We start from the raw sequence: 12,180 nt of genomic DNA on the forward strand, positions 1-12,180 counted from the left end.
AAAACAGGGGGACGAGCGGATGATTGTGTTGGAGAAACGGCCTCAGCCGTCCAAGGCGTGGTCTTATGCCACCCCGTTGGTGGCCGTATTGGCGACGATGGTGTTCGGCGGCATTCTGTTTGCCATTCTGGGCAAGAACCCGATCGAGGCCATCGGTACCATCTTCTGGGAGCCCCTGTTTGGCGAATTCGCTTTTTACTACCGCCCGCAATTGCTGGTGAAAGGTGCGCCTCTGGTTCTGATCGCCATTGGGCTGTCGCTGGGTTTCCGCGCAGGTATCTGGAACATCGGCGCCGAGGGTCAATACATCATGGGTGCCATCTTTGGTGCTGGCGCTGGCTTGGCCTTCTATCCGCTGGAAGCATTCTACATCTTTCCGATCATGGTAATCGCCGGCGCGTTCGGCGGGTGGTTGTGGGCATCCATTCCGGCCTTTCTGAAAGTCCGTTTCGGCACAAACGAAATTCTCGTCTCACTGATGCTAGTCTATGTGGCCGAGCAAATGTTGGCCTCGGTCTCGCTGGGCCTCCTCAAAAACCCGGAAGGCTTCGGCTTTCCCGGCTCACGCAACCTGCAGTCTTATGAAAGCGCACATAACGCGGAACTGATTGCAGGTTCGGGAATGCACTGGGGCGTAGTGACAGCGCTGATCGCGGTGATTTTTGCCTATGTCCTGCTGAACCGTCACATGTTGGGCTTCCACATCCGTCTGACCGGAGAGGCCCCTCGCGCGGCAAAATTTGCAGGCGTGAACCCGGCACGTCTGATCCTGTTCTGTCTGGGTCTGTCCGGTGCGCTGGCAGGGCTTGCTGGGATGTTCGAAGTGTCCGGCCCATCGGGCGTGGTCAGCATCGACTTCAACGTAGGCTATGGCTTTACCGCGATCATCGTGGCCTTTCTGGGCCGTCTGCATCCGGTTGGTATTCTGCTGGCCGGTGGCCTAATGGCGCTGACCTATATCGGCGGTGAAATCGCGCAGTCTCAGCTGGGCCTGCCCGCCGCCGCCATTCAGGTGTTTCAGGGCATGTTGCTGTTCTTCCTGCTGGCTTTCGACCTTTTGACCAACTACCGCATCCGTGCGGCTCATAGCGAGGTGGCGTGACCCATGGATTTAGGTGAAATCAATCCCGTACTTCTGATTGCATCGCTGATGGTGGCGGCAACCCCGCTGCTTCTGGCTGCGATCGGAGAGCTGGTCGTCGAGAAAGCAGGCGTCCTGAACCTTGGTGTCGAAGGCATGATGATCGTTGGTGCGATCAGCGGCTTCGCGATCTCGGTCGAAACCGGATCACCCTGGTTGGGGTTCATCGCGGCGGCCATCGGGGGCGCGGTGCTGTCGCTGTTGTTTGTCCTTCTGACGCAGTTCGCGCTGGCTAACCAGGTGGCCAGCGGACTGGCCCTGACCCTCTTCGGCCTCGGATTCAGTGCCCTTCTGGGTCAAAGCTATGTGGGCATCAAGCCGCCCAGCATGGGAGACATTCACATCCCGCTGATCAGCGATATTCCTGTGATCGGCCCAATCCTTTTCCAGCATGACCCGATCCTCTATGTTGGTATCGCCCTGACGGCCGCAGTTTGGGCCGTGCTCAAATACACCCGTGTCGGTCTGATCCTGCGCGCGGTGGGTGAAAACCACGATGCGGCCCATGCCTTGGGTTACAAGGTTATCAAGATCCGCATCATGGCAATCCTGTTCGGTGGCGCCTGCGCGGGCCTCGGCGGAGCTTATATCAGCCTGATCCGCGTCCCGCAGTGGACCGAGGGCATGACAGCCGGCGTCGGCTGGATCGCCCTGGCGCTGGTGGTCTTCGCCAGCTGGAAGCCATGGCGAGCCTTGCTGGGTGCCTATTTGTTCGGCGGAATCACGGTGTTGCAGCTTAATTTGCAGGCGGCGGGCGTTGCCATTCCAGTCGAGTATCTGGCAATGTCGCCCTATATCATCACGATCCTTGTGCTTGTGATCCTTTCGGCCGACAAGAGCAGCGCACCTGCCTCACTGGGCCGAACCTTCCATGCCTCACACTAGGGGCCAATTGAACCAACTTGGGGAGTAACACATGAAATTCACTACACTTCTGACAAGCGCCGCCATGGCGCTGGGTCTGGCGACAAGCGCCATGGCCGAAGACAAAACCAAGGTCGGTTTCGTCTATGTCGGCCCCGTCGGCGACGGCGGCTGGACCTATGAACACGACAAGGGCCGTCTGGCCGTCGAAGAGCACTTTGGCGACAAGGTCGAGACTGTGTTCGTTGAATCGGTACCCGAAGGCCCGGACGCCGAACGCGTGATGACTCAGATGGCTCTGGAAGGTGCTGACCTGATCTTTACCACCTCATTCGGTTACATGGACCCGACCATCAACGTGGCCAAGAAATTCCCGAACGTAAAGTTCGAGCACGCGACCGGCTACAAGACTGCCGACAACGTCTCGGTATACTCGGCCCGTTTCTACGAAGGCCGCGCCGTACAAGGCCACATCGCTGGTAAAATGACTGAGTCCAACATCGTCGGGTATATCGGATCGTACCCGATCCCCGAAGTGATCCGTGGCATCAACTCGGCATATGTCCACGCCAAAAAGGTAAACCCGGATGTCGAGTTCAAGATTGTCTGGGCGTACACGTGGTTTGACCCCGCCAAAGAAGCGGATGCCGCCACCGTTCTGATCGAACAGGGCGCTGACGTGATCCTGCAGCACACCGACTCGACCGCACCGCAGGCGGCCGCGCAAGAGGCAGGCAATGTAATCACCTTCGGTCAAGCCTCGGACATGAGCGAATACGCTCCGAAGCCACGCGTATCCTCGATCATCGACAACTGGGCGCCTTACTACATCGCCCGCACCCAGGCCGTAATGGATGGGTCGTGGGAAACAGTGAACACCTGGGACGGTATCAAGGAAGGTATGGTTGAGATTGGCGAAATCTCGGACGCAGTTCCTGCCGACGTCAAAGAAGAAGCGCTGGCGATGAAGGCCGCCATGGCCGCTGGTGAATACCACCCATTCACCGGCCCGTTGAAAAAGCAGGACGGTAGCGACTGGCTTGCCGAAGGCGAAACCGCTGATGACGGTACGCTGGCGGGCATGAACTTCTATGTCGAAGGGCTGGAAGGCGACATTCCGCAGTAAACCGAGCTGCACTCACACCGAGGGGCTAGCCGTTTGGCTGGCCCTTTTTTGTTAGGACACTTTTAAAACGACCTTGACGAGCAGTGTCTCGCCGAACCTGATAGAGCCAGCGCTCCATTAACGGCGGAATGGAAAACCGATGCAAACCAAGGCACAAGACCGCAGCCGCTGGTGGATACTGGGCGCGATGGGGGCGATCCTTGGCGTCATACTGTTGGACGAAACAGTGGTCAGCGTGGCCTTGCCTACCATCCGGACTGAACTCAACCTGTCGCGGCTGGACGCACATTGGGTGGTCAATATCTACCTGCTGGTGCTGGCCTGCTTTGCAGGCGCGGCAGGAAGGTTGGGCGACATTCTGGGCATCCGGGTTTTGCTGAGCGTAGGCCTTATGATCTTTGGTGTGTCCTCAGCGCTGGGAGGGTTCGCCGAAAGCAGCCTGGCGCTGCTAACGGCACGCGCGGTTCAGGGCATTGGTGCTGCGCTGATCTTTCCTTTGTCGATGGTGGTAATGATCCAATCTTTTGATGAAAAGGAACGCGGCCTTGCCCTTGGTCTATACGGCGGCATCGGGACAGTCTTTCTGTCACTGGGGCCACTGGTCGGAGGCATACTGACCGAGTACCTGTCCTGGCGCTGGATATTCTGGGTCAATCCGCCGATTGTTCTGGCCGTTGCTGCGATTGCCTGGACCTGCTGGCGCGACCCGCCACATCAGCCCGAACTTGGGTTTGACTGGAAAGGTCTGGTGCTGCTGGTACCCAGCCTGGCGGCACTCGTGTTCGGGATCATGGAGGGTCCGGATCGGGGCTGGTTCCAGCCCGAAGTGATTTTGGCATTGCTCGCGGGCCTTGCGGCACTAGCCCTTTTTGTTCGGGCGGAACAAAGCATTCCAAAACCGTTGATTGCCATATCGCTGTTTGCCAATCCCGGTTTCGCCGCGTCGAACATGATCCTGTTCACCGCACAGTTCGGCAAGATTGCCTTGTTTGTGTTCGGAGCATCGTATTTTCAAACCACGCTTGGCTATTCGCCGCTGGCCGCCGGGGCCGCCCTGTTACCAATCGCGTTCCCACAAATCTTCGTGGCACCCGTGGCAGGAAAGGTGGCAGACAAGTTTGGAACGCGCAGTCCATCGCTGACGGGCACAGCGCTTGGGACTCTAGCAATCGTACTGGTCGCGCTGGGAATGCACTTTGAGATCACAACGCCGATCTATGCTGGCTATATTTTGTGGGGATGTTGCGTGCCGTTTCTGTTCGTCCCGCCTCGGCGAGCCATCATGCTTGCCGTACCACAGAACCTGCACGGACAGGCCAGCGGGATTTCCATGACATTTCAGCTGTTGGGTGGAACGGTTGGCATGGCCCTGGGCAGTTCCGTCTATGCCCTCAGCGGCTCCTACACCATGGTATTCGGCTTTGTGGCGGGCTTTGCGGCCTGCGTTCTGGCCTATTCCTACGCCTCGCTGACCGAAGCGAATTCCCCGGACCGCGCCGCCGATTAAGGCGGCGCGGTCCGGGATCGTTTAATGACCGGTCAAAACCAGCGTATTCACCGGCATCAGGATCAGACGCAGGCGCAGTCCAGCGGCATGAACAACGCCGATCGTGTCGATCACATGCAGGGTTGCGGATTTCCAGAAACCCAGATCCTCATGCTCCAGCCGTTCGTGATTGTCGGTATAGACATTGGCTAGACAGTTGCTGCCCGGTGGGATGTCATCCGCCATACTTTTGTACAGCGGCTCCAAATACACCAAGATCGAACCTGGGTTGGTATTGGCCTGCACATCTCGTAGCTCATCCGAAGGCCGGATTTGACCCGAGGGGATGACATCCTGCACTTCAACTACCACCATCGGAATGACAGTGAAGGGCTTGGTCATGCAGCCTAGCTCTCCGATCATACCCGGCTTGATGACCTGAGCCGACATCTGATTGAACGCGGCCTGAAACCGGTTGTGGCCCGAGTGTGATGGCACCAGAATACCCGCCGGACGCAACAACGGGCTGACAAAATCGCCAACCTGCAGGCCAAACTGTTCAACCCGGCCAGTAACCCCAGCGCTTATCACGGTCTTGTCCAGTTCGGTCAGAGCAGCATCCAACTGAGCATTGGCGCTGGCAAGTTGAGCGGGGATCAGTTCCTCGATCTGCTGCACGACAGCACCGCGCTGGGACTCAGCGGCCCGCAATTGCGCTTCACGCTCGGCCACCAGGTTTTCTAGCCGATCAATTTCGGCCAGACGCACGGCGCTGGACCCTTCGTCGCGTAGCGTGGTGTTGCGTTCCAGATCCTCAAGCGACTGGTCCAGCGCGGCTCGCGCTCCGGCAATGCCAGCCTCAGCTTCGGCCAAATCGGTCTGCGCCACCTTGAGCGACGCCTGAACCTGCGCAATATCTGCGTGTGCGGCTTCGACCATGGCCCTTTGTGTGAAATCCTCGATCCGGAAGATCGGCTGTCCGGCGGTCACCAGTTCATTGTTCTGCACATAGACCTCGGACACGCGCCCGCCCAGTTGCGGCAGGATCGTTACGGTGCGGAAATACGAGGCTGCTGTTTTGCTGGCGGGATGGAAATAAAACAGCGTGGTGATCACGGTCAGCGCCAGTATGGCACAGGTGGTCAGGCCCCAGCGCAGTTCGTACCACATGGTGAACAGCGTGATCTCATGCCCGATCCGCTTACCCTGTACATAGCGTCGGAAAAGGTAATCAGGCAGCACCGTCACCAGCGCGCACATCAATGTCTCAAGCATATCTTACTGCTCCTGCTGCGCGGTGGGTTCGGTGGGTTGGACCGGGGCGGGGTCTTCGGGGCGTTGATTGCCCAAAGATCGGATCGCATCCGCGATGGCCCTGAGCGGGGCCGCCACATCGGGGAACTGGAACCCAGCTACCAGAATGGCAGCAACCCAGAACAACCCGTTATGGGTGAACAGCGCCAGCAGGGCCAGAATACCGACCAATTGGAACTGAGGGTGGTTGGATTCATGCGCTATTTTTTCGGGGATCGAATGCAGGGTGAAATATCCAACCCCAATCAGAACGATCACCAGAACGGTAAACACAAACATGAACGTCAAAAGAAAATCACTGCCGTCCGCCTGGGTCACGTAGGACGGAATATGTCCCGTGGCCATCGGGTGTAGGTCTGCGGTACTCACCCTGCCCTCCTGTTATTGCTTGTTACTTCTTTGGATGGGTTGATGCGCAAATTCAAGCCTGCTTAGAGTTTAGGCAACCGCATCGCGCTGGTAATCATCGCAAAATGCACGTGGTCAATAGGAGGCATATGATTGATTTCCTTGTCATAGGCGGCGGTGTCGCCGGATTGAGCGTCGGGGCACGTCTGTCCTGCCACGGTCGGGTGACCGTGCTAGAGGCCGAGGGTGCGTTAGGCTATCACGCATCAGGCCGATCTGCCGCGTTGTTCGAGGAAAGCTATGGCCCGCCCTCAGTCGTCGCGCTGAACAGAGCCAGTGCGGCGTTTCTTAAAGCCGAGAATGGCGGGTATCTGACGCCCCGCGATCTGATGCTGATCGGCCACAAGGATCAAGGCGGCATCTTTGAACGCGACGCCGGTGATCTGACCATGCAGGTGATCCCTACGGCTCAAGCTCTGGATCGAGTGCCAATCCTGAACCCCGACACTCTTGGATTTGCGGCGCTCAGCAAGGGGGCGTTCGACATCGATACGGACCGGTTGCTACAGGACTTCGCTCGCACCATTCGCGGCAATGGGGGTAAAGTGCTGACCAATGCCAAGGTCACTGGCATTCGCAAGGATAGACATTGGGTCGTTGAAGCAGGGGATACTCATCAGGCCCGCATTCTGATCAATGCCGCTGGGCCTTGGGTTGACGAGGTCGCCGCAATGGCAGGGATTGCCCCGATCGGGATCGTTCCAAAGCGACGGTCGATGGCGCGCCTACCTGCCCCCGGTGGGCACGACCTACGCGAGTGGCCGATGATGTTGGGCGCAGGTGAGACATGGTATGCCAAGCCCGATGCCGGCAAGCTGCTGGTTTCCCCGTCCGAAGCCGATCCCGTACCACCACACGACGCCTATGCCGACGATATGGTACTGGCCGAGGGGCTGGCCCGATACGAAGAGATGGTGACCAAGCCCGTCACCCGGGTCGAGGCAAACTGGGCCGGGTTGCGCAGCTTCGCGCCAGATGGAACTCTGGTCTTGGGCCCCGACCCGTCCGATCCGTCCTTTGTTTGGTCCGCGGGTCAAGGGGGGTACGGGTTCCAGACCTCTCCGGCAGCGTCGCAACTGGTGGCGGATCTGACCATTGGCACGTCATCCGAACTGGACCGCGAAACCATTGCCGCCCTTAGCCCGGAAAGGTTGCGTAGATGAGCAAACGAACCCTCCCCTCGAACGCCAGCGTTGCCACAGAAGGTCAGGACGGACGGCTTATCGCCCCCGCCGCGACCCGCAATGCCGAAGCCTTGTTTGACCTACTGGTGCAATGGGCCCCAAAATCTGCCCGGGCGCTGGAAATTGCCAGCGGCACCGGCCAGCATGTCAGCGCCTTCGCCCAGTCCCTGCCCGACCTCACTTGGCAACCGACCGAGGTCGAGGCCGAGCGACTAATCAGCATCGACGCCTACGCCACCGACCTGCCCAACGTCGCGAACGCTGCCGCTCTGGACGCCACGGCGCAAGGCTGGCATGCAGACTTTACCGATCAGAACCTGATCGTCCTGATCAATCTGGTACATCTGATCAGCTGGCCAGAGACGCAGGCGCTGGTGTCCGAGGCCGCGCAGGCGCTGGCCCCAAAGGGGCGTTTTATCCTTTACGGACCGTTTAAACGCTCCGGGCAATTGACCAGCGATGGAGATCAGCGCTTTCACGACGCACTGATCCAGCAGGATGCTGAGATCGGGTATAAGAATGATGAAGACATTGCTGCGCTGATGCGCGCCCAAAATCTGACTGTCGTCGAGATTGTCGAGATGCCTGCGAATAACCTAGCCTTTATCGCGGAACAGCCGGGCCAATAGCAGAACAGGCGGCACCTTCGCGCCGCCTGTTCTCTTTCCGGATCAACCGTCCTTGCGGATGGTTTCGTTTTTCGGATCGTAGGGGCTGTCGCAGGTCACGACCGCATCCCACAACTTGTCCTGAATTTTGACCTTCAGCTTGGTGCCTTCGACCGCCATCTCAGGCTTCACATAGCCCATGCCGATGGATTTTTCGAACGCCACCGAGTAACCACCCGAGGTCAGACGACCCACACGCTCACCTTCCGGTGTGTACAGTGCCTCGCGGCCCCACGGGTCGGCATCGTCTGGTCCGTCGATCAGCAAGGTGCAGCACTTCACCCGCACGCCGGTTTCTTCCAGCTTAGCCTTGCCGTGGAAGTCCTTGGACAAGTCGACAAACCGCGGCAGATCAGCTTCCAGCGGGGTCGCGTCGCGGCCCAGCTCGGTGCCGAAGGCGCGATACGATTTCTCCTGGCGCAGCCAGTTCTGGGCGCGGGCACCGACCAGCTTCATACCGTGCTTCTCACCCGCTTTCTCCAGCAGGTCGAAAAGGTAGTTCTGCATCTCGATCGGGTGGTGCAGTTCCCAGCCCAGCTCACCAGTATAAGCCACACGGATCGCGTTGACCGGGCACATGCCCAACTCGATCTGACGCGCCGACAGCCACGGGAAACGTTTGTTGGACAATGCGGTTTCCGGATCGGCGTCCTTGATGACCTCTTTCAGAACGTCACGCGACTTGGGTCCGGCGATGGCGAAGACGCCCCACTGAGTGGTCACGTCCTGGATCTCGATGTAACCGAATTCGTCCATCTTGTCCTCGGCCGCCTTACGCAGATAGTCGGCGTCGTACTCGGTCCAGGCACCGGCAGAGACGATGTAATAGTTGTTCTCGCCGTTGCGGACGATGGTGTATTCGGTGCGGGTGGTGCCGTGCGAGGTCAGCGCGTAGGTCAGGTTGATACGACCAACCTTGGGCAGCTTGTTACAGGTGAACCAGTCGAGGAACTGGGTCGCACCGGGGCCTTTAACAACATGCTTGGTAAACGCGGAAGCATCGACCAGACCCACGCCTTCGCGGATTGCCTTGGCTTCTTCGACAGCATACTGCCACCAACCGCCACGGCGGAACGAACGGCTTTCTTTGTCAAAGTTGTCTGGTGCATCGACGGGGCCGAAATAGTTCGGACGTTCCCAGCCGTTGACCCAGCCGAACTGTGCGCCACGTGCCTTCTGACGCTCATAAGCTGGAACTGTACGCAGCGGACGGCAAGCTTCGCGCTCTTCGTCGGGGTGGTGCAAGATATAAACGTGCTCGTAGCATTCTTCGTTCTTGCGCGCCGCGAACTCGGTGGTCATCCAGTTGGATGAGTAACGCTTGGGGTCCAACGAGGCCATGTCGATCTCGGCTTCGCCATCGACCATCATCTGCGCCAGGTAATAGCCGGTGCCGCCCGCAGCAGTGATCCCGAACGAGAACCCTTCGGCCAGCCACATGTTGCGCAGGCCCGGAGCCGGACCAACCAACGGGTTGCCGTCAGGGGTGTAGCAGATCGGGCCGTTGAAATCGTCTTTCAGGCCGGATTCGGCACAGGACGGCACACGCTCGGCCATCGCCATATACTGATCGGCGATCCGGTCCAGATCCAGCGGGAACAGGTCGGCTCGGAAGCTGTCCGGCACACCATGCTCGAACCGCGCGGGCGCGCCATGTTCATAGATACCCAGAATCCAGCCGCCACGTTCCTCACGCGCGTAGGATTCGTTGTCGGCATCACGCACGACGGGGTGTTCTGGATTGCCCGCTTCGCGCCATTTGACCAGCTCGGGGTCTTTATCCATGACGATAAAAGTGTGCTCGACCGGAATGGCGGGCATCTTAATACCCAGCATCTTGGCGGTGCGCTGCGCGTGGTTGCCGGATGCGGTCACCACGTGCTCGGCGGTGATCACCACCTGCTCATCGCTTTCGACCAGGTTGCCGCCCTTTTCGACCATCTTGGTGCAGGTGACTTCCCAATGGGTGCCGTTCCAGTGGAAGGCATCGGCCTGCATCTTGCGGACGATGTCTACGCCACGCTGACGGGCACCCTTGGCCATCGCCTGGGTCACGTCGGCGGGGTTAATGTAGCCGTCTTCGGTGTGGTAGATCGCACCCTTCAGGTCCGAGGTCTCGATCAGCGGCCAGCGTTCCTTGATCTGGTCCGGGGTCAGCCATTCATAGGCGACGTCACAGGTCTCAGCGGTGGACGCATAAAGCATGTATTCGTCCATACGCTCTTGCGTCTGCGCCATACGCAGGTTGCCCACCACGGCGAACCCTGCGTTCAAACCAGTTTCTTCCTCAAGCGTCTTGTAAAAGTCGACCGAGTATTTGTGGATGTGAGTCGTCGCATAGGACATGTTGAACAGTGGCAGCAGACCGGCGGCGTGCCATGTCGATCCGGACGTCAGTTCGTCCCGTTCGATCAACATCACATCATCCCAGCCCGCCTTGGCCAGATGATAGGCAATCGAGGTCCCAACGGCGCCGCCGCCAACGACCAGTGCTTTGACTTGGGTTTTCATAGCCGGGTGTCTCCCCTTGAATTCAGTTGACACCATATGGCGCATTAGATGCCTCCAGCGCGACATTCATCCGACCAGTGATATAAAAAAAACGACCCCCAATCTCTTGGGAGTCGTTTTTCGTCTTATTGTGGGGCAGTTTTAGCCGCCTCCCCACGTACAGGTTTTGAATGCATCTTTGGTCGCGCATTTGCTCAAAGCCCCTGCCCCGCCCTTGTTGACACGAACATCTGACGCTTGCGCGGAATCGCTCGTTTGGAAATAGGATTTCAACCCGCTCAAAAATCCACCAGAGGGTTCTCCTGTGGTGCCGGGGTTCTCTCCATCGCCCTGAAAGGACGCGAAAAGGCGTCCGAACATATTTCCACCTTCGGCCTCGGCCTTTTGAGTTTGATCCGCCAAAAGATCGGTCAAACCCTTGCGGTACCCCACCTGCACCAGATCGTCCGCAGATTGGATTTTATTCGCTGTCAGATCAAACGTGTCGGCGGGCAGTCCATATTGCCCGGCCAGCGAATTGGCAACCATCGCCAGCGCATCGACATTATTCAGACGTAGCCGTGCCAGTTCTCCGCGCAATTTGACGAATTCACCTCTTAAAGCGGCCATATTTGCAGCCAGCTCCGCTTCAGTCTCGGGTATCGCGATAACGCCATTCCCGACCCCGGGTACAGGCGCGCTTAGCAACGCGTTCATCCCGTCGTAGTCCAACTGGGCCAGAAATGCGGATACTTCCTCTGCGGGCGCGTCCGAATAAAGTTGCATGCGGATTTCCTCGCCCAGGCCGAGGGTTCCTTTGTAGATTTCGAAACCGGGAGGGGTTTCATAATCGGACACCGTCGCAGTGACCATCGCCCAAAAAGCCCGGTCATTTACTGTAATCACGCTGTATCGGTTTTGCTTAAACTGGAAATAAGCCACGCCTCCGATAACACCGAAGGGGGCGTAGTCGCCACTATTAAGGCCCAGAGAGGCAACTGATTGGGCGATGTTACCCATCAACGTGCTTGATCTGGCGTCTTCCCTGAGGGTCACCTGCAACCAGAGCGTATAGTCACCTTTTTCATAAACCCAGCTGGTGCGGTCCAGTTTCTTCGCCAGTAGCTGGGCTTCCTGAACGGCGACATTCTTGGCCAGTGGTCGGGCCGCTTCGCTAACATTATCTAGCCCCGGTCCTTCACGAGCATCGAGGGTAAAATCCCTATCCGCAATCGAGCGGCGCTCCCATCCTTCGCCGGTTTCCGGAACGTAAGGCTTACCGCCTGCACGCCAGCGCTGTTGCCGTTCGCGCTCTAGCTTTTCCGCGTCCAGTTCCTGATTATAGAGGGCAAACCGCTGTTTTAGCGTGTCCACATAGCCGCTGGCGGATAAGGTTCCTTCATGCTTTTTGCCCTGCTGGTAATAATCGAGGCCTGCCATGGCCAATACCGCAATCAGCGCAAAGCCAATAAACCGTAGAGCGCCCATCTAAATCTCCG

At 58.4% G+C, this 12,180-nt stretch carries 10 protein-coding genes; 6 read left to right on the top strand and 4 right to left on the bottom strand.

Going from position 1 to position 12,180, the window contains the following annotated elements; genetic code table 11:
- Nucleotides 1–19: 19 nt before the first annotated feature.
- The 4 genes from ACR0DT_RS20640 (at nucleotide 20) to ACR0DT_RS20655 (ending at nucleotide 4,638) form a co-directional block, all read left to right on the top strand.
- Nucleotides 20–1,102 (top strand): ABC transporter permease, encoded by a 1,083-nt coding sequence (locus ACR0DT_RS20640; RefSeq protein WP_480712559.1) that lies wholly within the window; start codon nucleotides 20–22, stop codon nucleotides 1,100–1,102.
- A 3-nt stretch (nucleotides 1,103–1,105) separates the two neighbouring features.
- On the top strand, nucleotides 1,106–2,026 hold the full coding sequence (locus tag ACR0DT_RS20645; protein ID WP_480712560.1) for an ABC transporter permease: 921 nt from the start codon (nucleotides 1,106–1,108) through the stop codon (nucleotides 2,024–2,026).
- A 31-nt stretch (nucleotides 2,027–2,057) separates the two neighbouring features.
- Nucleotides 2,058–3,131, top strand: a complete 1,074-nt coding sequence (locus ACR0DT_RS20650; protein WP_480712561.1) for a BMP family ABC transporter substrate-binding protein — start codon at nucleotides 2,058–2,060, stop codon at nucleotides 3,129–3,131.
- A 139-nt stretch (nucleotides 3,132–3,270) separates the two neighbouring features.
- Nucleotides 3,271–4,638, top strand: a complete 1,368-nt coding sequence (locus tag ACR0DT_RS20655; RefSeq protein ID WP_480712562.1) for an MFS transporter — start codon at nucleotides 3,271–3,273, stop codon at nucleotides 4,636–4,638.
- Nucleotides 4,639–4,659: 21 nt separating this feature from the next.
- Here the strand turns inward: ACR0DT_RS20655 and ACR0DT_RS20660 are convergent, their stop codons facing one another.
- Nucleotides 4,660–5,892: an HlyD family secretion protein gene (locus ACR0DT_RS20660; protein WP_480712563.1), complete on the bottom strand. Its 1,233-nt coding sequence runs from the start codon at nucleotides 5,890–5,892 to the stop codon at nucleotides 4,660–4,662.
- Between the two features lie 3 nt (nucleotides 5,893–5,895).
- The gene (locus tag ACR0DT_RS20665) at nucleotides 5,896–6,300 is read right to left on the bottom strand and encodes a hypothetical protein (protein ID WP_480712564.1); all 405 of its coding nucleotides are present in this window, start codon (nucleotides 6,298–6,300) and stop codon (nucleotides 5,896–5,898) included.
- A 128-nt stretch (nucleotides 6,301–6,428) separates the two neighbouring features.
- Here ACR0DT_RS20665 and ACR0DT_RS20670 point away from each other — a divergent pair, with 128 nt between their 5' ends.
- Together ACR0DT_RS20670 and ACR0DT_RS20675 are read left to right on the top strand one after the other, a co-directional pair.
- Nucleotides 6,429–7,502 carry an NAD(P)/FAD-dependent oxidoreductase gene (locus ACR0DT_RS20670; protein WP_480712565.1) on the top strand — a complete coding sequence of 358 codons (1,074 nt, stop codon included), beginning with the start codon at nucleotides 6,429–6,431 and terminating at the stop codon, nucleotides 7,500–7,502.
- Complete coding sequence (locus ACR0DT_RS20675) at nucleotides 7,499–8,152, top strand: DUF938 domain-containing protein (protein ID WP_480712566.1); 654 nt, start codon at nucleotides 7,499–7,501, stop codon at nucleotides 8,150–8,152. Before ACR0DT_RS20670 ends, ACR0DT_RS20675 begins: the two co-directional genes overlap by 4 nt.
- Before the next feature lie 42 nt (nucleotides 8,153–8,194).
- Here ACR0DT_RS20675 and ACR0DT_RS20680 read toward each other — a convergent pair whose 3' ends face one another.
- Together ACR0DT_RS20680 and ACR0DT_RS20685 are read right to left on the bottom strand one after the other, a co-directional pair.
- A complete protein-coding gene (locus ACR0DT_RS20680; RefSeq protein ID WP_480712567.1) occupies nucleotides 8,195–10,702 on the bottom strand; it encodes a GcvT family protein in 2,508 nt (835 codons plus the stop codon).
- 141 nt (nucleotides 10,703–10,843) lie between these two features.
- Nucleotides 10,844–12,169, bottom strand: coding sequence for a cupredoxin domain-containing protein (locus tag ACR0DT_RS20685; protein WP_480712568.1), 1,326 nt, complete (start codon nucleotides 12,167–12,169; stop codon nucleotides 10,844–10,846).
- Nucleotides 12,170–12,180 lie beyond the last annotated feature (11 nt).

This window comes from Ruegeria sp. BI11, assembly GCF_056538005.1.

Coding starts and splice junctions, on each gene's coding strand:
- ACR0DT_RS20645 (WP_480712560.1), top strand. CDS start 1,106: ATGGATTTAGGTGAAATCAATCCCGTACTTCTGATTGCATCGCTGATG.
- ACR0DT_RS20660 (WP_480712563.1), bottom strand. CDS start 5,892: ATGCTTGAGACATTGATGTGCGCGCTGGTGACGGTGCTGCCTGATTAC.
- ACR0DT_RS20680 (WP_480712567.1), bottom strand. CDS start 10,702: ATGAAAACCCAAGTCAAAGCACTGGTCGTTGGCGGCGGCGCCGTTGGG.
- ACR0DT_RS20655 (WP_480712562.1), top strand. CDS start 3,271: ATGCAAACCAAGGCACAAGACCGCAGCCGCTGGTGGATACTGGGCGCG.
- ACR0DT_RS20640 (WP_480712559.1), top strand. CDS start 20: ATGATTGTGTTGGAGAAACGGCCTCAGCCGTCCAAGGCGTGGTCTTAT.
- ACR0DT_RS20650 (WP_480712561.1), top strand. CDS start 2,058: ATGAAATTCACTACACTTCTGACAAGCGCCGCCATGGCGCTGGGTCTG.
- ACR0DT_RS20675 (WP_480712566.1), top strand. CDS start 7,499: ATGAGCAAACGAACCCTCCCCTCGAACGCCAGCGTTGCCACAGAAGGT.
- ACR0DT_RS20670 (WP_480712565.1), top strand. CDS start 6,429: ATGATTGATTTCCTTGTCATAGGCGGCGGTGTCGCCGGATTGAGCGTC.
- ACR0DT_RS20685 (WP_480712568.1), bottom strand. CDS start 12,169: ATGGGCGCTCTACGGTTTATTGGCTTTGCGCTGATTGCGGTATTGGCC.